The organism is Stutzerimonas sp. 21-1, from assembly GCF_056336065.1.
This window is the reverse complement of the sequence record NZ_CM150500.1, coordinates 2,478,982-2,496,930: the sequence shown is the minus strand read 5'-3', so window position 1 is coordinate 2,496,930 and position 17,949 is coordinate 2,478,982. Positions and strand designations below refer to the sequence as shown.

The window sequence follows — 17,949 nt, the reverse complement described above, 5'->3', positions numbered from 1 at the left end:
TTGAACAAACGCGTGGAAATGGCTTCGCCGATTTCCACCCTACGCCGAACTTGCAGGAACCGAACATGAACGACACCACTGCCAAACCCCGCCCGCTCGACGGCATCACCGTGGTCAGTCTCGAGCACGCCATTGCCGCGCCGTTCTGCACGCGCCAGCTGGCGGACCTCGGTGCGCGGGTGATCAAGGTCGAGCGGCCCGGTGCTGGCGATTTCGCCCGCGGCTACGACGAGCGTGTCGACGGCCTGGCTTCGCATTTCGTCTGGACCAACCGCTCCAAGGAAAGCCTGACCCTCGACGTGAAACAGGACGCCGCCACGCAGGTGCTCGACCAGCTCTTGGCCAAGGCCGACGTGCTGGTGCAGAACCTCGCGCCCGGTGCCGCGGCGCGCATGGGACTGTCGTTCGAAGCGCTGCACGAACGCTTCCCGCGGCTGATCGTCTGCGACATCTCCGGCTACGGTGAAGGCGGCCCGTACGAACAGAAGAAGGCCTATGACCTGCTGATCCAGGGCGAGGGCGGCTTCCTCTCCGTCACCGGCGGGCCGGGCGAAACCGAGATGGTCAAGGCCGGCTGTTCCATCGCCGATATTGCCGCCGGCATGTACGCCTACACCGGCGTGCTCTCGGCGCTGATGCTGCGCGACAAGACGGGCGAGGGCAGCCGCGTCGACGTTTCCATGCTCGAAAGTCTGGTGGAGTGGATGGGCTACCCGCTGTACTACGCCTACAACGGCGCGACGCCGCCGCCGCGTGCTGGCGCCGCGCACGCCACCATCTATCCGTATGGACCGTTCCCGACGGGGGATGGCGGCACGGTGATGCTCGGCTTGCAGAACGAGCGGGAGTGGCTGCTGTTCTGTGACAAGGTCCTGCTGCAGCCCGCACTCGCCGGCGATGAGCGCTTCTCCAGCAACTCGCTGCGTTCGGACAATCGCGAGGCACTGCGCGCGATCATCGTCGACGCGTTCGGCAAGCTGACTGCCGACGAAGTGATCGCCCGGCTGGATGCCGCGCCCATCGCCAATGCCCACGTAAACGACATGGCTGGTGTCTGGGCGCATCCGCAGCTGGAGGCGCGCCAGCGCTGGAGCGAGGTGGACAGCCCGGCCGGGCGCCTGCCTGCGCTGCTGCCGCCGGGACGCAACAGCGCCTTTTCCCCGCGCATGGATCCGATTCCCGCGCTGGGCCAGCACACCGACGCGCTGCTGAGCGAACTCGGCTACGCGCCGGGCGATATCCAGCGCCTGCACGAGCAGGGTGCGGTCTGACCGCGCCAAGGAGCCAGCCATGAATCCATCCATCATCCGCAGTGCGCTGTTCGTTCCGGCAACCCGTCCGGAGCGCATCCCCAAGGCGCTGGCGAGCGGCGCCGACGCGGTCATCGTCGACCTCGAGGACGCCGTTGCGGAAAGTCTCAAGGCCGAAGCGCGCGACAATCTCGAAAACTTCCTCGCCACCACTCCGGACGCCCGCGTGCTGGTGCGCATCAACGCGCCGACGCATCCCGAGCAGGCCGCCGACCTGGTGCTGTGCGCCCGCCATCCCGGCGTCGTCGGCGTATTGCTGCCGAAGGTGGAAAGCGCGGTGCAAGTGGCGCTGGCGGCCGGTTGCGGCAAGCCAGTGTGGCCGATCATCGAGAGCGCCCGCGGGCTGGCGCATCTGGCGGAAATCGCCCAGGCCCACGGGGTCGAGCGGCTGTCGTTCGGCTCGCTGGACCTCGGGCTGGACCTCGGCCTGGCCAGCGGCAGCGCGGCGGCCGAGCGCATTCTCGATCAGGCGCGCTACGCGTTGCTGCTGCAGTCGCGTCTGGCCGGGCTGGCCGCACCGCTGGACAGCGTCTTCCCCGATATCAAGAACCTGCACGGTCTCGCCCAGGCGGTAGCCGATGCCCGCGACATGGGCTTCGGCGGGCTGCTGTGCATCCACCCCGGCCAGGTCGCCGTGGTGCATGAAACGCTGATGCCCAGCGCCGCCGAACTCGACTGGGCACAACGCATCCTCGCCGCCGGTGCCAGTGGTGACGGGGTCTTCGTAGTGGACGGACAGATGGTCGATGCGCCCGTCATCGGCCGCGCCCGTCGCTTGCTGCAACGTGCCGGGCAAGCGGTTCCCTGACCGCGCCCATCAAGGCAAACGTACCAACCGACAAAAACAAAAGGGGTACCACCATGCTGAAAACCACCCTCAAGGCGCTTGCGTGCGCTTTGTCCCTGAGCGCTGCTGGCCTCGTGCAGGCTGCCGAGACGGCGTCCGCTCCCGTAACCATCAAGTTCGCCCATGTGGTGGCGGACAACACACCGAAGGGGCAGGGCGCCCTGTTGTTCAAGAAGCTCGCCGAGGAACGCCTGCCGGGCAAGGTGAAGGTCGAGGTCTACCCGAACTCCTCACTGTTCGGCGACGGCAAGGAAATGGAGGCCCTGCTGCTCGGTGACGTGCACATGCTGGCGCCGTCGCTGGCCAAGTTCGAGCATTACGCCAAGGCCATCCAGATCTATGACCTGCCGTTCCTGTTCGATGACCTGGCGGCTGCCGATCGTTTCCAGAGCGGCCCGCAGGGCAAGGCGCTGTTGCGCGCGATGGAAGACAAGAACATCACCGGCCTGGCCTATTGGCACAACGGCATGAAGCAGCTTTCGGCGAACAAGCCGCTGCGCGAGCCGAAGGATGCCCGCGGGCTGAAGTTCCGCGTGCAGGCTTCCGCCGTGCTCGACGAGCAGTTCAAGGCCGTACGCGCTAACCCGCGCAAAATGAGCTTCGCCGAGGTCTATCAGGGCCTGCAGACCGGCGTGGTCAACGGTACCGAGAACACCTGGTCGAACTACGAAAGCCAGAAGGTGCACGAGGTACAGCCCTACATGACCGCCTCCGACCACGGCCTGATCGACTACATGGTGATCACCAACACCCAGTTCTGGAACGGTCTGCCGGAAGACGTGCGCGGCGAGCTGGAAACGATCATGGAAGAGGTCACCGCCGAGGTGAACCGCCAGGCCGACGACCTCAACCAGCAGGCGCGCCAGGCCATCGTCGCCTCCGGCAAGACCGAGATCATCGAACTGTCCCCCGAGCAGCGCGCCAAATGGCGCGAGGCGATGAAGCCGGTGTGGAAGAAGTTCGAGGGTGATATCGGTGCCGAGCTGATCGAAGCGGCGCAGTCAGCCAACCGCTCCTGAGCCATGGGTGGCGCCAAAGCGCCGGAAAACAAACGGGCCTGTCGAATTCGACCGGCCCGTTTTTCATGTCTGGCTGGCTTATGCTGGCCGGCAAACGCGCAAGGAGACGCCTGCATGAGTCGTTACGCCATGGTCAGCACACCAGTGCTGGATATCGCTTATCTCGAATGGAATCCTCGTGGCCAGCAGGTCGCGGTGCTGGTACATGGCTGGCCGGATTGCCCGGAAGGCTGGACGCCCGTGGCCGAGCGCCTGGCCGCGGCCGGCTACCGCGTGCTGTGCCCGACCCTGCGCGGTTTCGGGCAGACGCGTTTCATCGATCCGCTGGCGCCGCGCAGCGGTCAGCTGGCGGCGCTCGGCCGCGATCTGCTCGATTTCATCGATGCGCTGTGCCTCGATCAGCCAGTGCTGGTCGGCCACGACTGGGGCGCCCGCGCCGTGGCCAACGCCTGCGGGCTGCGCCATCACGCCGCCGCACGGCTGGTAATGCTCGCGGTGGGCTACGGCACCAACGACCCGAACCAGCAGATCTCGCTGAGCCAGGCGCGTAACTACTGGTACCACTGGTACATGGCGACATCGCGCGGCGAGCGCACGGTAGTCGAGGATCGCGCGGCCTTCGCCCGCCTGCTGTGGGACACCTGGTCACCGGCCGGCTGGTACAGCGAGGCGGATTTCATCCAGGCCCTGGAGGCTTTTGACAACCCAGACTGGGCTGCCGTGGTACTGCATTCCTACCGCCACCGCTGGGGCTTCGTCGACGGTGATCCGGCCTATGCGTCGGACGAGGCGCTGCTGCAACCGACCCCGGTACTCGCTGTGCCGACGTTGGTCCTGCACGGCGAGGCCGATACCTGCAATGCACCGGAAACTTCGGCCGGGCGCGAGGCCATGTTCAGCGGCCGTTACCACCGTCAGCTGTTGCCAAGCGTTGGCCACTTCCCCCAGCGCGAGGCGCCGCAGGCGGTGGCGGAGGCGATTCTGCGGTTCTGTCAGGGAAATTGAGTCCGTTGCTAAATGCTGCGGACTAAGAGACTTGAGCTTCTCTTTCAGGCAGCAATAGCTGTCGTCGGCTTTGCTTGGGCTGCCGCTTGCGCATATCAGTTTTATCTCTGTGGTAAACGGTCAGGGAGCCCGGCAATTATCTACGCGGCAATGGTAGAAAGTGCGCGGAAGGTCGCAGGCGGGGCAATATTGGTGGCACCAATTTCATGCCTCGTTGGGCTGGTGTATAAACACGCTTCGATCCTAAGAGGCCCGAGTTAGAGGCTCGGAGAGAAAGGCGAACGGAATTTTATAAACCCAGCCCGCTGGGCGTCTTATGCATCACTTGGTGTCTAATTATAGGTAGGCTAAAAGGAATACGCATGACAGAGCAGTTGCTTCTAGCCAAAAGGTTATTTTTAATTGGTTCAGGGTATGCTGAGAAAGATGATCCAGTCTCGGCAGGGGTTTCAATCTCGCTATTTCAGGACTCGATAGAGATATTCATCTGGTCACTATTGAAAACCCTTGATGCCGAGGCAAATGACAAAACCCCGTTCACTGCTTTTTTTGATCTTGTAAAGCACGCTAAAGGAAATGCAAATAACTCATCGCTTCCTTTCAAAGCTAAAATACTAGAACTAAACAAGGCGCGAGTTAACTTCAAGCATTACGGAAATTTACCCGATATTTCTGAAGCAAAAAAATTTAAAGCATACACCGAAGAGTTTCTAGCTATCAGCTTTTATGAGTTTTACTCAATAGAATTTTCATCGCTATCACTCGCTGAGTTAATTCCGTACCCACATATTCGCGCTCAGATAAAAAGCGCAGAAACAATGCTAGAAAGCAAAAAGTACGAGCAAGCCATAGGTGAGCTATCAATCGCAAAAGCTATGCTATTCGAAAAAGTCTCTGACTACTTACCAAAACCAGACAGAATACTTACCGATGGTGATAACTTTTTGAGAAAGATATCCGGCATACAAAGTGTAAGATTGTTTGGGCCGCTCACGCAGTACCTAGAAAAATCAAATGAAATTAATATTATCGCATTGCTTGGAATTCAGATAAGCGACTATTTCGTACTGCAAAGATATTTCCCTGCAGCACTAAAAATGGCTGATGGGAATTGGGTGTTGCAATACCACAATAGGCTTAATCCTGATGAAAAAATCACAAAAAATGCAATTAACATAATTACATCCGCAGCAATTCGCGCTAAAGAAGTAATCGGAGTGTAGTTGACTACCAAATTGCCGCACCAACAAGTGCTTCAATCCCTTCGCTACGCTCACTGGGACGGGCAGTGTAGAGTAAAGAATAAATGAACTGAATGGTTATACAGCATATTAGCCTTAACTACTTGTATGAGTTCTCTCCGCAATTAGTGAGGAATAGTTTTCGAAGACGCTCCGCACACGTTTAAACGCCGGCTTCCTGCATCCACTTCGGTCTCGGATAACGGCGATCGGCCTTGCCGGCCTTGAGTACCGCGCCCGGCACGTCGTGGCCGACCAGTTGGGGCAGGTCGGCGGCGCACTGCAGCAGACCGTCGAGATCGACGCCGGTGTTCAGGCCCATGCGCTGGAACATGTGCACCAGGTCTTCGGTGCAGATATTGCCGCTGGCACCCGGCGCGTAAGGGCAACCGCCGAGTCCGCCGAGAGAGGCGTCGAAGCGGTCGATGCCGGCGTTAAGCGCTGCCAGCGCGTTGGCCAGGCCCATGCCGCGGGTGTTGTGGAAATGCGCGGTGAATACGGCTTCCGGCCAGCTGTGCAGCGCTTCACGGCAGATGCGCTCGACCTGCGCCGGATCGGCCATGCCGGTGGTGTCGCAGAGGGTGATGCCCTGCACGCCGATCTCCAGCAGGCGTTGCACCAGCTCATGGACGCGCCGCTCGGACACTTCGCCCTCGAAGGGGCAGCCGAAGGTGGTCGACAGCGAGGCGTTGATGAACACGCCGTTGCCGCGGGTGACTTCGATGATCTCGCGGAACTGCGCCAGCGACTGTTCGGGCGTCATGCGCAGGTTGGCCAGGCCGTGGGTGTCGCTGGCTGACATCACCAGGTTGATCTCGTCCACCTCGCAGGCCAGCGCGCGCTCGCAGCCCTTCACGTTGGGTACCAGCACGGTGTACTCGACGCCCTCCACGCGACGGATGCCGCGCATCACGTCCTCGGCGTCGCGCAGGTTGGGGATGGCCTTGGGCGAGGTGAAGGAGGTGACTTCGATCTTTGCCAGCCCGGTTTGCGAGAGACGGTCGATCAGGGCGATCTTGGCGTCGGTCGGCACGAAGTTCGCTTCGATCTGGAAGCCGTCGCGGGTGGCGACTTCCTGGATGTACAGGCGCTTTTTCATAAGTGAATCCTGGGTTTCGTAGGGTGGATGACGCTTCATCCATCCACCGTTTCGGCTGGCTCGGAGGTGGACAAGCTTCGCGTTGTCCACCCTACGTATGGGCGTAGGGTGGATAACGCTCCACCCATCCACCGTTGCGGAGGTGGCGGATGAAAACAGCGTCATCCATCCAACGGGCAGTGTCAGATGATCCCGCGTTCGCGCAGGCCCTGGCGTTGTTCATCGGTGAGGCCAAGGCCGGCCAGCACGTCGTCGGTGTGCTCGCCCAGTTGCGGGCCGCCTTCGCCGATGCGTCCCGGCGTGCGTGACAGCTTGGGCAGCACGCCCGGCACCTTGAGTGGGCCGGCGAAGGTCTGCACCTGCTCGATCATCTGCCGCGCCAGGTAGTGCGGGTCCTTGACGATATCGGCGGCGGTGTAGGGATAGCCGGCCGGCACGCGGGCGCCCTTGAGTGCTTCGATCACCTCGTCGCGGCTGTGCTGGAGGGTCCATTCGCCGATGGCGGCATCGATCAGCTCGGCGTGCTGGGCGCGGCCGTCGTTGTGGGCGAAGCGCGGGTCATCGGCAAGGTCCTGGCGGCCCATCAGGGTCATCAGGCGCTTGTAGATGCTATCGCCGTTGCCGGCGATCAGCACGTAGGCGCCGTCGTTACACAGGTAGGAATTGGACGGGGTGATGCCGGGCAGGGCGCTGCCAGCCGGCTCGCGTATGTAGCCGAAGGCGTCGTATTCGGGCACGAGGCTTTCCATCATGGCGAACACCGACTCGTACAGCGCGACGTCGATTTCCTGGCCTTGGCCGCTGCGGTTGCGCTCCTGCAGGGCGAGCAATACGCCGATCACGCCATACAGCGAGGACAGCGAATCGCCGATGCTGACGCCGACCCGTACCGGCGGCTGACCGGGATAGCCGGAGAGGTGACGCAGGCCGCCCATGGCTTCGCCGATCACGCCGAAGCCCGGCAGGTCACGGTAGGGCCCGGTCTGGCCGTAGCCGGAAATGCGCAGCATGATCAGGCGAGGGTTCAGCTTCGACAGCTCATTCCATCCCAGGCCCCATTCTTCCAGCGTGCCGGGGCGGAAGTTCTCCACCAGAATGTCGGCTTCGGCGACCAGCTGGCGGACGATCGCCTGGCCTTCGGCGGCCTTGAGATCGAGCGTCACCGAGCGCTTGTTGCGCGACTGCACATGCCACCAGAGCGAGGTGCCGTCCTTGAGCTTGCGCCACTTGCGCAACGGGTCGCCGACCTTGGGCGGCTCGATCTTGATGACATCGGCGCCGAATTCGCCGAGCAGTTTGCTGGCGAAAGGGCCGGCGATCAGCTGGCCCATCTCGATCACCTTGAGGCCCTGCAGCGGCAGGTTCTTGTCTGTCTGTTCGCTCATCACGACACCTGTGCCGGTTGATTCATGGTGCCGAGCATGACCGAGGACCCATCGGCGGACAATTGGCCGTTGGCCAAGCATGGCTTCGTGTTTCACGAAACCTAAGACGAAAGGAGCTTTGAACGGCTGGGTTGCGCGATGCATGCTTCGTCTACCGCGAATACGGGAATCCAATATGCGCCGCATCGATTTCGTCACCCTGCGCCTGTTCGTCGCCATCGCCGAGACCCGCAGCCTGACCCGTGCCGCCGAGCGTGAGCATCTGGCGCTGGCCGCGGTGAGCAAGCGCGTCAGCGATCTGGAAGGGCAGCTTGGTGTCAGCCTGCTCTATCGTCAGCCCAAGGGCGTCGAGCTGACCCCGGCGGGACACGCGCTGCTGCACCACGCGCGCAACCTGCTGGACAACCTGCAACAGCTGGACGCCGACCTCAGCGAGTTCAGCCAAGGCGTGAAGGGCCATGTGCGCATCCACGCCAACACCTCGGCGGTGATCGAGTTCCTGCCCGAAGACCTGAGCGCCTTCGCCCGCCAGCATCCGGAAGTAAAGATCGACCTGGAGGAGCGCGTCAGCAGTGATACCCTGCGCGCGCTGAGCGAGGGGCTGACCGATATCGGCATCTTCGCCGGGCACCTGCCGGCCGATGACCTGCAGGTGTTTCCCTACCGCGAGGATCGGCTGGTGCTGGTCACGCCACGCGAGCATGTGCTGGCCGAACGTGCAGAAATCGCCCTGCGCGATGCCGCCGGCTTCGACTTCATCGGCCTGCAGCAGGACGCCTCGCTGCACGCGCTGCTGCAGCAATCGGCACAGCAGATGGGCACGCCGTTGCGCCTGCGCATCCAGGTGCGCAGCTTCGAGGCGATCTGCCGGATGATCCACACCGGCATGGGCATCGGCGTGCTGCCCGAACAGGTGGTGCGCAACTACCTGCCGGCGCTGGACGTGGCCATCGTGCCGCTGAGCGATCCCTGGGCACGGCGCGAACTGAAGCTGGGCGTGCGCAATCTGGAAAGCCTGTCGGTGACTGCCCGGCAGATGCTCGAGCACCTCACCGCTCGCGAAGGCAATGGCTGAAGAAGCGCGTCGGAACGTGTGATTCCGCTGCTGCCTTCGCCAAGCACGAAGTCGCGCTTGGCCAAATAGCAATTCAGCGCGTGGCGGTGCCGGGGTAGAGTCGGGCCAGCGATATGGCTCACACAACTACAAAACGGAGCTCCCCATGGCACGACTCACCCGTGGCATTACCCGTCTGCTCGCCGCTTCGGCGCTGTTCACCGTGCTCGGCGCCCAGGCCGATCCGATCCTGATCAAGTTCTCCCACATCACTGCCGACAGCACGCCGAAGGGCCAGGGCGCGCTGATGTTCAAGAAGCTCGTCGAAGAGCGCCTGCCCGGCCAGGTGGAGGTGCAGGTGTTCGCCAACTCCTCGCTGTATGGCGATGGCAAGGAGATGGAGGCGCTGCTGATGAACGAGGTGCAGCTGCTGGCGCCGGCACCGTCGAAGCTCGAGCAGTACACCAAGCAGCTGCAGCTGTTCGACCTGATGTTCCTGTTCGACGACATGGCCGCCGCACAGCGCTTCCAGCAGTCGGACAAGGGCCGCGCCATGCTCAAGTCGATGGAGGACAAGGGCATCACCGGACTGGCCTACTGGCTCAACGGCATGCGCCACTTCACCGCCAACAAGCCGCTGCGCGAGCCGGCCGACGCCCGCGGGCTGAAATTCCGCGTGCAACCGTCGGACCTGCAGGCGGCACAGTACACCGCGCTGCGGGCGGTGCCGCGCAAGATGGCCTTCGCCGAGATCTACCAGGGGCTGCAGACCGGCGTGGTCAATGCCCAGGACAATCCCTGGTCGAACATCTACAGCCAGAAGTACCACGAGGTGCAGAAGTACATCACCGAGTCCGGCCACGGCATCGGCAACTACCTGCTGATCACCAATACGAAGTTCTGGAATGGCCTGCCGGCCGACGTACGTGGCGAGCTGGAAACCATCATCGACGAGGTCACCGTCGAGGTGAACCGTCAGGCCGAGGCGCTGAACGAGAAGGCCAAGCAGGGCGTCATCGACTCGGGCAAGAGCGAGATTCTGGTGCTGACCGACGAGCAGCGCGCCAAGTGGCGCGAAGCGGTACAGCCGGCCTGGAAGAAGTATGAGGAAGAGATCGGCAAGGACTTGATCGAAGCGGCCCGCGCGGCGAACCGCGAGAGCTGAAGCAGAGCGTGACGATGGTCTGTTAGACCAACGTGCAGTGTCCGCTGCCCCGGCGGCGCCGCACAATGGCCGGCATCGAATCTGCGTGATCCGATATTAAGTGTGTGCTAACCGGTTAACTGGTTGGACGGGCGGTCCTGAATGGGGTCGCCCTTTTTTTTTGCCTCGCCAAAAACTGCCTCGTCGCCGGCTGTACCGACAGGCGCCGCAACTGCCCACGCACCCCACGCCGCCGCGTGCGCCGGGATGGTTGCACCTGCCGGCGGCATTCTCCCGTCGCGCGCAGGGAAATGCGCGGCCGATCCACTGTCTATCCTCTAGTCATCCGCCACCGTGTGCGGTCGGTGTGCGGCGAACATGTCGTCAGGCGTTTGGTTGTCGGCTGGCCAGGATTGCGTACGCGCAGTCCCGCCAGTCACTCGGGTTCGTAGGGTTCGCCTGTAGGACAGGGTTTGCACAACTTGATGAGCGTTACCGGACCGACATGAGGTAATTCCCCATGAATGCTGCGTCACTCTATCCCGTACGGCCCGAGGCGGCCGCCCATACGCTGACCGACGAAGCCACCTACAAGGCGCTGTATCAGCAGTCGGTCATCAATCCCGACGGCTTCTGGCGCGAGCAGGCCGCGCGGCTGGACTGGATCAAACCGTTCACCGAGGTCAAACGCACCTCCTTCGACGATCACCACGTGGACATCAAGTGGTTCGCCGACGGCACGCTGAACGTCGCGGCCAACTGCCTGGATCGCCACCTGGACGAGCGGGGCGATCAGGTGGCGATCATCTGGGAGGGCGATGACCCCTCCGAGCACCGTGAGATCACCTACCGCGAGCTGCACCGCGAGGTCAGCAAGTTTGCCAATGCGTTGCGCGGCCAGGATGTCCATCGTGGCGATGTGGTGACGATCTACATGCCGATGATTCCCGAGGCCGCGGTGGCGATGCTGGCCTGCGCGCGCATCGGCGCGATCCACTCGGTGGTGTTCGGTGGCTTTTCGCCGGAGGCGCTGGCGGGGCGCATCATCGACGGCCAGTCGAAGGTGGTGATCACCGCCGACGAAGGTTTGCGCGGTGGCAAGACTGTGCCCCTGAAGGAAAACGTCGACGAGGCGCTGACCAACCCGCAGACTGGCTGCGTGCAGAAGATCATCGTGGTACGCCGCACCGGCGCCGATATCCGCTGGCACAAGCACCGCGACATCAGTTACGACGATCTGATGCGGGTGGCCGGCGAAGTCTGCGCGCCGAAGGAGATGGGCGCCGAGGAGCCACTGTTCATCCTCTACACCTCCGGTTCCACCGGTAAACCCAAGGGCGTGCTGCACACCTGCGGCGGCTACCTGCTGTACGCCGCGCTGACCCACGAACGGGTCTTCGACTACCGCCCTGGCGAAATCTACTGGTGCACCGCCGATATCGGCTGGATCACCGGGCACAGCTACCTGATCTACGGCCCGCTGGCCAACGGCGCCACCACGCTGATGTACGAGGGCGTGCCGAACTACCCGGACGTCACCCGCATCGCGCAGATCATCGACAAGCACAAGGTCAACATCCTCTACACGGCGCCGACGGCGATCCGCGCGATGATGGCCGAGGGCGATGCGGCGGTGCAGGGCGCCGACGGTTCCAGCCTGCGTCTGCTCGGCAGCGTCGGCGAGCCGATCAACCCCGAGGCCTGGCACTGGTACTACGAGACGGTTGGCCAGTCGCGCTGCCCGATCGTCGATACCTGGTGGCAGACCGAGACCGGCGGCATCCTCATAAGCCCGTTGCCGGGCGCCACCGCGCTCAAGCCGGGCTCGGCGACGCGGCCGTTCTTCGGCGTGGTGGCGGGGCTGGTGGACAACCTCGGCAACCTGCTGGAGGGGCCGGCGGAGGGCAATCTGGTGATCCTCGATTCGTGGCCCGGGCAGATGCGCACCATCTACAAGGACCACGACCGTTTCGTCGACACCTACTTCAAGACCTTCCGCGGCATGTACTTCACCGGCGACGGCGCGCGGCGCGACGAGGATGGCTACTACTGGATCACCGGGCGGGTGGACGACGTGCTCAACGTCTCCGGCCATCGCATGGGCACCGCGGAGATCGAGAGCGCGCTGGTCGCCCACCCGAACGTCGCCGAGGCGGCGGTGGTCGGAGTGCCGCACGCGCTGAAGGGGCAGGGCATCTACGTCTACGTGACCTTGCTGGCGGGCGTCGAGCCGAGCGACCGGCTGCGTCAGGAGCTGCAGCAGTGGGTGCGCCGGCAGATCGGCCCGATTGCGGTGCCGGATACCATCCAGTGGGCGCCCGGGCTGCCGAAGACGCGCTCGGGCAAGATCATGCGTCGCCTGCTGCGCAAGATCGCCACGCAGGACTACGACGGCCTGGGCGACACCTCGACGCTGGCCGATCCGGCGGTGGTGCAGCAGCTGGTGGATGCGCACCGGGCGATGCACCGCGGCTGAGCCGCCGGCATCAGCGACCGGGCGCCAGCCGCGGCCCGGCCTGCTCGCGCGCCGGGCTTGCGTCCGCTTGCCCGGCTGCGAGCCCGGCGACGCTCAGTTCCGGGAAGCTGCCGCCAATGAATTCGATCCGGCGGGTCGGGTGGGCGAAGTCCACTTCCAGCTCCTTCAGACCGTCGATGAGCGCGAGATTGATCTCCTGCTGCACGTCCATGTACTGGTTGTAGTCGGACGTCTGCATGATGTAGACGACCTCGAAGGTCAGCTGGCTTTCGTCGAATGAGAGAAAGTGCGCACGATCGAACTTGACCGCCTCCAGCCCTTCGATGATGCGCCGCACCAGCGCGCTCACCTCGCGCACCTTGGCCGACGGCGTGCGGTAGGAAATGCCGAACTTGAAGACGATGCGCCGGGTGTTCATGCGCTTGTAGTTGTGCAGGATCTGCTTGAGCAGGTCGGCATTGGCGCATACCACCTGCTCGCCGCTCAGGCTGCGGATGCGCGTGGTCTTCAGGCCGATGTGCTCGATGGTGCCGGCCACCTCGCCGAACACCACGAAGTCGCCGATCTCGAACGGCTTGTCGATGCCGATCGACAGCGAGGCAAAGATATCGCTGAGCAGCGTCTGTACCGCCAGCGCGATGGCGATGCCGCCGACGCCGAGGCTGGCGACCATCGCCGTGATGTTCACGCCCAGGTTGGCCAGGATCGACAGCAGCATCATGGTCCACACCACCAGGCGCAGCATGATGCCGATGATGGTGGTGGTCACCGGATTGCGCGCCTTGCCGTCGCGGGTCAGGCTGTCCATCCACAGGCGCACCGCGGTGTCCAGCCACAGGGCGATCTGGAACGCGAGGGCGACAAACCAGCCGTGGGACATCGCCGATTCCCAACGCTCGGGCAGCTCCACCACCTTCAGACCGATCAGCAGCGAGAAGGCGAGAATCAGCAGACTGCTGGTGTTCTCCAGCATCTGCGCGGCGATCCCGGCAAAGCCGCTGCGCGAACCATTGAGCATGTGCTTCAGGCGGTTGGTGACCAGTTTCAGGATGGCGCGTAGCAGCACGTAGCTGCCCCCGGTGATGGCAGCGACGATGGCGATGTTGATCCACAGGGTTTCGTCCAGCAGAACGTCCCACTTCATTGATTCGAATCCTCCACGGCGACGGCGCGCGCCGGGTGGCGCGCGGGCAAAGGGCTACGGTTTTCAGTAGCCCCTGTCGCCGAGAAGTTCCCCTGGGCGTGGGAGGCGAGTGCGGCGGACGGGCGCCGCGTGGCGAATCAGTCGAGCGGTAGCAGAGGCAGCAATTCTTCGTAGCCGCCGCCATTGATGACGTTGCGATAGCCCAGCGCCTGCAGCTCGTCCTGCGCTACCGACGAGCGCCGCCCGGTGCGGCAGTAGAGCACCACGGTGGCGTCCTTGTCGGGCGCGACCTCGGCGATGCTGCCGGCCAGCGCGGATTCCTCGATGTTGATGGCGCCCGGAATCGAGCCTTCGGCGAATTCTTCGCTGCTGCGCACGTCGATCAACAGCGTGTCCGGCATCTGCAGCGCCTGGACTGCGGCCGGGCGGTCGATTTCGCCGGCCACGACCGGCAGGCTCAGCGAAAGGGTGAGAAGGAGGGGTAACAGGCGCATGGCGGAGTCCTCGTGCTGACTTCCCGCCGCGTACCTCAACCGAACAGCCGGGTGAGGTTGGGCAGGATCAATATCACCGCAGTGGCGACGAGGATCAGTGTGGCCTGCCGGAACTTTTTCTGCTTGAACATCGTGTGGCCTTCTTCTTGTTCTGAATGCGCCGCGGCGTGCTCGACATGCTCCAGCCGGCGCGAAGCGCAGGCGGCTGGCAGGTCTTTAGAGGCAATCATCGTGGCGTCATTTCCTCTGTGCGATGCGCGGTCAGCATGTGCGAACGTCACGGTTCGCAACATCGACTCCGGTTGGCAGGGTCGCAGCAAGTTCCGTACCGCGCGCGTCCGGCGAACGGTGCAGCGGGCGACGTTTGCCTGTTGTCCAAGGGGAACAGCACAGCCGCCCGTGGAGGCATCCTCATGAAGATTCATCCGCTTTCGCTGTTCCTGCTGAGCGTCGTGGCGATACCGCCGGCGCTGGCTCAAAACGCCCCAACCCTGGAGGAACAACGCCAGCGCAGCGGCATGGAAATGCGCGAAGAGCGCCAGCGCAGCGGGGTGGAGATGCAGCGGCAGCGCCAGCAGCTCGACCAGGTCATCGACTCCTCTGGCGCGCCGGCCGGCGATGCCACCGCGCCGGATCGTCCCGCCAGCGATGTGCGCCGCGCGCCGCGCGTGCCGCGACTCGACGATTCGGCCAGTGGCGATCCACGCGACGAACGGCCCCTCGCGCCGGACCGACCGGCCACCACGCCAACACCCGTTCCGCCCGCCAACGGCGCTGCGGGTGAAATGGGAACAGGTGGCGGTAACGGCGCGACCCAAGGCGGGCCGACCGGCGGTGGCGCGGCGCGACCGTAACTGCCTGGCGGGCTTGGAAGGGCTTGAGTGATTGCAATTTGCCATCTTGTCATCAGATTGCAACGTAGGAGGCATGGAATACGCTGCGCCGTCATGCGCGGCGTCTTCCAGGCCAACGAGAACCTCCATGACCGTCACCGAGCAGTTGGGCACACTCAACCGCATTCTTGCCCACGGCGACATCACCACGCTGTTTCAGCCCATCGTGTCGCTGTCCGAACGCCGCGTACTGGGCTACGAAGCCCTGAGCCGCGGGCCGTCCAACAGCGCCCTGCATTCGCCGATCAACCTGTTGGCTGCGGCCCGTCACGCCGGGCGCCTGGACGCGCTGGAGGTGAGCTTCCGGCAGAACGCCTGCCGGCGTTTCCGCGAGGGCGCACTGCCGGGCAAGCTGTTCCTCAATGCCTCGCCGGACTCGCTGCTCGACCATGACCACCGCGCCGGCCGCACGCTGGCGCTGCTGCAGACCTACGGCATTCCCGCCAGCCAGGTGGTCATCGAGCTCACCGAGCAGTCGCCCACCGAGGATTTCGAGGTTCTGCACGCTGCCCTGCACCACTATCGGGCGATGGGCTTTCTGATTGCGCTGGACGATCTCGGCGCGGGTTATTCGAGTCTGCGCCTGTGGTCGGAACTGCGTCCCGACTACGTGAAGATTGATCGTTACTTCATCGATGGCATCCACCAGGACCGGCTCAAGCGCGAGTTCGTCGAGTCGATCCTGCGTATCGCCCGTGCCTCGAAGGCGGAGGTGATTGCCGAAGGCATCGAGCTGCCCGAAGAGCTGGCCGTATTGACGGAAATGGGCGTCGATCTGGTGCAGGGCTATCTGCTGGGACGTCCGCAGGAGCGGCCGTTGCTCGATGCCGAGGAGGTCCTGCCCTCGGCGATTGCCGCGGCCGCCGAGTCGCAGGAGAACGCCTCGCCGCTGGCGCCGCTGTTGATCGAGCAGCAGGCAATTGGCGCCGAACGGCAGATCGCCGAGCTGCTGGAAATCTTCCGCCTGCAGCCGAGCCTCGGCTCGCTCGCCGTGCTGGACGATGCACAGCGCCCGGTCGGTATCGTGCATCGGCATCTGATTTCCGATGCGCTGCTCAAACCGTTCGCCACCGAGCTGCTGGAGCGCAAGCCGGTCAGCCGTCTGATGAGTACCGATTACCTGTCGGTGGAAATCAGCCAGTCGCTGCAGCAGGTCAGCCGCCTGCTGACCAGCCGCGCCCGCCAGCGCGTAGACGAGGATTTCATCATCACTCTCGACGGCCGCTACCAGGGCCTCGGGCGCGTGATGGACCTGCTCAAGCTGATCACCGAAATGAAGATCCAGCAGGCGCGGCATGCCAACCCACTGACGCTGCTTCCGGGCAACGTGCCGATCCAGCAGAGTCTGTCGCGCCTGTTGCAGCAGCACTGCGAGGCGGCGATCTGCTACGTGGACGTCGACAACTTCAAGCCCTTCAACGACCTCTACGGCTATGCCAAGGGCGACGAGGTGCTGCTGTGCCTGGCGCAGTGCCTCAACGATGCGATCGACCCGGTCAGCGAGTTCATCGGGCATATCGGCGGTGACGATTTCATGCTGGTGCTGCGCTGCGACGACTGGCATGCGCGGCTCGAACGCCTGTTCGCTCATTTCGAGCAGCGGGTGCGCCAGTTCTACCGTGCCGATCACCTGGCCGAAGGTTGCTTCGTCGCCGAGGATCGGGCGGGCCAGCCGGAGCGCTATCCGCTGCTGTCGCTGTCGATCGGCGTGGTGCTGCTGGACGGCGAGCAACCGCACGGGCTGGACGCCGGCAGTCTTGCCGCGCTGGCCTCGGACGCCAAGCGCGCGGCGAAGAAGCAGGCCGGCTACAGCCTGCATCGCCTTGCCCCGCAGGCGGTGCGGGCCGCTGGCGCGGCGGCGATGGTTTCGTAGGCGGCGGGTGCGGCGCTCAGGCCGGTGAGAGCCGCAGCGTCTTGACCAGCAAGTCATGCAGGCTGTCCACGGCCTTGGCGCCGTGCGAGGCCCGGCTGCGGTAAACCGCGACTTCCATCGGCTCCAGCGGCCCCAGGCCTTCGTCGCTGCCGAGTATCCGCAGGTGTGCCGGCGCGCTGCACTGGGTCAGTACCGCGACGGCCAGTCCGCTCTCGACGGCAGCGATCTGCCCGGCCAGGCTGGAACTGTTGTACACGACCTTATAGCGACGGCCTTGCAACGCCAGGGAGTGGATGGCGCTGCGCCTGGCCAGGCTGGCGTCTTCGTAGACGGCGATGGGCAGCGGGTCGCGTCGCCAGAGCTGGAACGAGTCGGCGCCGACCCACACCATCGGCTCATGAAACAGCAGCGTGCCGTGCCGCGGATGATCCCGCGAGACCAGCGCCAGATCGAGGTCGCCGCGCTCGACGCGCGGAATCAGTGCGGTCGACTGCTCGCAGATCAGCTCGATTTCCACCGCGCCGTGATGCGGCGCAAAACGCCTGAGCACGGGCGTCAGGTAGCGCGCGGCATAGTCATCCGGCACGCCCAGACGGATGCGTCCGGTCAGCTCTTCGCCATGAAAGGCCGCCTGCGCCTGGCCGTGCACGTCGAGCATGCGGCGCGCGTAGCCCAGCAGCAATTGCCCCTGCGGCGTGAGCTGGTGCTGCCGCGGCCCACGCAGCAGCAGTTGGCAATCCAGCGCCGCTTCCAGCTTCTTGAGCTGCATGCTGATTGCCGACTGGGAACGGTGCACCTGCGGCGCGGCAGCCGATAGCGAGCCGGCATCCACTACAGCCACGAAGCACTTCAGCCAGTCGATCTGCAGATCCTGATGATTCATCGGTACGCCCAGCTATTTGAAAAGCGAATGGTTTATAGCTGAAGTATGCGGTTTTTTCGCCAGGCCGCCGAATGCATAGTGA

Annotated in this window: 16 protein-coding genes; 10 read left to right on the top strand and 6 right to left on the bottom strand. The window is 63.9% G+C overall.

Annotation, left to right across the window (positions count from 1 at the left end; translation table 11 throughout):
• Positions 1-65 precede the first annotated feature (65 nt).
• From AC0ZJQ_RS12055 to AC0ZJQ_RS12035, 5 genes are all read left to right on the top strand, one after another.
• The gene (locus AC0ZJQ_RS12055; protein WP_476476722.1) at positions 66-1,271 is read left to right on the top strand and encodes a CaiB/BaiF CoA transferase family protein; all 1,206 of its coding nucleotides are present in this window, start codon (positions 66-68) and stop codon (positions 1,269-1,271) included.
• 19 nt (positions 1,272-1,290) lie between these two features.
• The gene (locus tag AC0ZJQ_RS12050; protein ID WP_314019101.1) at positions 1,291-2,118 is read left to right on the top strand and encodes an HpcH/HpaI aldolase/citrate lyase family protein; all 828 of its coding nucleotides are present in this window, start codon (positions 1,291-1,293) and stop codon (positions 2,116-2,118) included.
• A gap of 53 nt (positions 2,119-2,171) precedes the next feature.
• Positions 2,172-3,176: a TRAP transporter substrate-binding protein gene (locus tag AC0ZJQ_RS12045; RefSeq protein ID WP_234302505.1), complete on the top strand. Its 1,005-nt coding sequence runs from the start codon at positions 2,172-2,174 to the stop codon at positions 3,174-3,176.
• Positions 3,177-3,290: 114 nt separating this feature from the next.
• Complete coding sequence (locus tag AC0ZJQ_RS12040; protein WP_476476721.1) at positions 3,291-4,181, top strand: alpha/beta fold hydrolase; 891 nt, start codon at positions 3,291-3,293, stop codon at positions 4,179-4,181.
• Between the two features lie 362 nt (positions 4,182-4,543).
• On the top strand, positions 4,544-5,404 hold the full coding sequence (locus tag AC0ZJQ_RS12035; RefSeq protein ID WP_314019095.1) for a hypothetical protein: 861 nt from the start codon (positions 4,544-4,546) through the stop codon (positions 5,402-5,404).
• Positions 5,405-5,585: 181 nt separating this feature from the next.
• On the opposite strand, the gene AC0ZJQ_RS12030 is transcribed toward AC0ZJQ_RS12035, so the two are convergent.
• Both AC0ZJQ_RS12030 and AC0ZJQ_RS12025 read right to left on the bottom strand, forming a co-directional pair.
• The gene (locus tag AC0ZJQ_RS12030; protein ID WP_476476720.1) at positions 5,586-6,521 is read right to left on the bottom strand and encodes a hydroxymethylglutaryl-CoA lyase; all 936 of its coding nucleotides are present in this window, start codon (positions 6,519-6,521) and stop codon (positions 5,586-5,588) included.
• Positions 6,522-6,703: 182 nt separating this feature from the next.
• Positions 6,704-7,906, bottom strand: coding sequence for a CaiB/BaiF CoA transferase family protein (locus AC0ZJQ_RS12025; RefSeq protein WP_476476719.1), 1,203 nt, complete (start codon positions 7,904-7,906; stop codon positions 6,704-6,706).
• Positions 7,907-8,081: 175 nt separating this feature from the next.
• On the opposite strand from AC0ZJQ_RS12025, the gene AC0ZJQ_RS12020 reads away from it, so the two are divergent.
• The 3 genes from AC0ZJQ_RS12020 to acs all read left to right on the top strand — a co-directional run bounded on the left by AC0ZJQ_RS12020 (position 8,082) and on the right by acs (position 12,580).
• Positions 8,082-8,981, top strand: coding sequence for a LysR family transcriptional regulator (locus AC0ZJQ_RS12020; RefSeq protein WP_476476718.1), 900 nt, complete (start codon positions 8,082-8,084; stop codon positions 8,979-8,981).
• A gap of 145 nt (positions 8,982-9,126) precedes the next feature.
• On the top strand, positions 9,127-10,125 hold the full coding sequence (locus AC0ZJQ_RS12015; RefSeq protein ID WP_476476717.1) for a TRAP transporter substrate-binding protein: 999 nt from the start codon (positions 9,127-9,129) through the stop codon (positions 10,123-10,125).
• Positions 10,126-10,624: 499 nt separating this feature from the next.
• Positions 10,625-12,580 carry an acetate--CoA ligase gene (gene acs / locus AC0ZJQ_RS12010; protein ID WP_476476716.1) on the top strand — a complete coding sequence of 652 codons (1,956 nt, stop codon included), beginning with the start codon at positions 10,625-10,627 and terminating at the stop codon, positions 12,578-12,580.
• Between the two features lie 10 nt (positions 12,581-12,590).
• Here acs and AC0ZJQ_RS12005 read toward each other — a convergent pair whose 3' ends face one another.
• The 3 genes from AC0ZJQ_RS12005 to AC0ZJQ_RS11995 all read right to left on the bottom strand — a co-directional run bounded on the left by AC0ZJQ_RS12005 (position 12,591) and on the right by AC0ZJQ_RS11995 (position 14,511).
• The gene (locus AC0ZJQ_RS12005) at positions 12,591-13,724 is read right to left on the bottom strand and encodes a mechanosensitive ion channel family protein (protein WP_476476715.1); all 1,134 of its coding nucleotides are present in this window, start codon (positions 13,722-13,724) and stop codon (positions 12,591-12,593) included.
• A gap of 137 nt (positions 13,725-13,861) precedes the next feature.
• Positions 13,862-14,218, bottom strand: coding sequence for a rhodanese-like domain-containing protein (locus AC0ZJQ_RS12000; RefSeq protein ID WP_102829319.1), 357 nt, complete (start codon positions 14,216-14,218; stop codon positions 13,862-13,864).
• Between the two features lie 35 nt (positions 14,219-14,253).
• Positions 14,254-14,511 carry a hypothetical protein gene (locus AC0ZJQ_RS11995; protein ID WP_146029401.1) on the bottom strand — a complete coding sequence of 86 codons (258 nt, stop codon included), beginning with the start codon at positions 14,509-14,511 and terminating at the stop codon, positions 14,254-14,256.
• 120 nt (positions 14,512-14,631) lie between these two features.
• Between AC0ZJQ_RS11995 and AC0ZJQ_RS11990 the strand changes: the two genes are divergently transcribed.
• Together AC0ZJQ_RS11990 and AC0ZJQ_RS11985 are read left to right on the top strand one after the other, a co-directional pair.
• A complete protein-coding gene (locus tag AC0ZJQ_RS11990; protein ID WP_008570261.1) occupies positions 14,632-15,072 on the top strand; it encodes a hypothetical protein in 441 nt (146 codons plus the stop codon).
• Positions 15,073-15,199: 127 nt separating this feature from the next.
• Positions 15,200-16,984 carry a bifunctional diguanylate cyclase/phosphodiesterase gene (locus AC0ZJQ_RS11985; RefSeq protein WP_476476714.1) on the top strand — a complete coding sequence of 595 codons (1,785 nt, stop codon included), beginning with the start codon at positions 15,200-15,202 and terminating at the stop codon, positions 16,982-16,984.
• A gap of 16 nt (positions 16,985-17,000) precedes the next feature.
• On the opposite strand, the gene AC0ZJQ_RS11980 is transcribed toward AC0ZJQ_RS11985, so the two are convergent.
• Entirely contained in the window at positions 17,001-17,867 is an 867-nt protein-coding gene (locus AC0ZJQ_RS11980) for a LysR family transcriptional regulator (protein WP_476476713.1), read from the bottom strand.
• Positions 17,868-17,949 lie beyond the last annotated feature (82 nt).

Bases quoted from the DNA above. Each gene is read 5' to 3' on its own strand.
- AC0ZJQ_RS12055 (WP_476476722.1), top strand. From the start codon at position 66: ATGAACGACACCACTGCCAAACCCCGCCCGCTCGACGGCATCACCGTG.
- AC0ZJQ_RS12050 (WP_314019101.1), top strand. From the start codon at position 1,291: ATGAATCCATCCATCATCCGCAGTGCGCTGTTCGTTCCGGCAACCCGT.
- AC0ZJQ_RS12045 (WP_234302505.1), top strand. From the start codon at position 2,172: ATGCTGAAAACCACCCTCAAGGCGCTTGCGTGCGCTTTGTCCCTGAGC.
- AC0ZJQ_RS12040 (WP_476476721.1), top strand. From the start codon at position 3,291: ATGAGTCGTTACGCCATGGTCAGCACACCAGTGCTGGATATCGCTTAT.
- AC0ZJQ_RS12035 (WP_314019095.1), top strand. From the start codon at position 4,544: ATGACAGAGCAGTTGCTTCTAGCCAAAAGGTTATTTTTAATTGGTTCA.
- AC0ZJQ_RS12030 (WP_476476720.1), bottom strand. From the start codon at position 6,521: ATGAAAAAGCGCCTGTACATCCAGGAAGTCGCCACCCGCGACGGCTTC.
- AC0ZJQ_RS12025 (WP_476476719.1), bottom strand. From the start codon at position 7,906: ATGAGCGAACAGACAGACAAGAACCTGCCGCTGCAGGGCCTCAAGGTG.
- AC0ZJQ_RS12020 (WP_476476718.1), top strand. From the start codon at position 8,082: ATGCGCCGCATCGATTTCGTCACCCTGCGCCTGTTCGTCGCCATCGCC.
- AC0ZJQ_RS12015 (WP_476476717.1), top strand. From the start codon at position 9,127: ATGGCACGACTCACCCGTGGCATTACCCGTCTGCTCGCCGCTTCGGCG.
- acs (WP_476476716.1), top strand. From the start codon at position 10,625: ATGAATGCTGCGTCACTCTATCCCGTACGGCCCGAGGCGGCCGCCCAT.
- AC0ZJQ_RS12005 (WP_476476715.1), bottom strand. From the start codon at position 13,724: ATGAAGTGGGACGTTCTGCTGGACGAAACCCTGTGGATCAACATCGCC.
- AC0ZJQ_RS12000 (WP_102829319.1), bottom strand. From the start codon at position 14,218: ATGCGCCTGTTACCCCTCCTTCTCACCCTTTCGCTGAGCCTGCCGGTC.
- AC0ZJQ_RS11995 (WP_146029401.1), bottom strand. From the start codon at position 14,511: ATGTTGCGAACCGTGACGTTCGCACATGCTGACCGCGCATCGCACAGA.
- AC0ZJQ_RS11990 (WP_008570261.1), top strand. From the start codon at position 14,632: ATGAAGATTCATCCGCTTTCGCTGTTCCTGCTGAGCGTCGTGGCGATA.
- AC0ZJQ_RS11985 (WP_476476714.1), top strand. From the start codon at position 15,200: ATGACCGTCACCGAGCAGTTGGGCACACTCAACCGCATTCTTGCCCAC.
- AC0ZJQ_RS11980 (WP_476476713.1), bottom strand. From the start codon at position 17,867: ATGAATCATCAGGATCTGCAGATCGACTGGCTGAAGTGCTTCGTGGCT.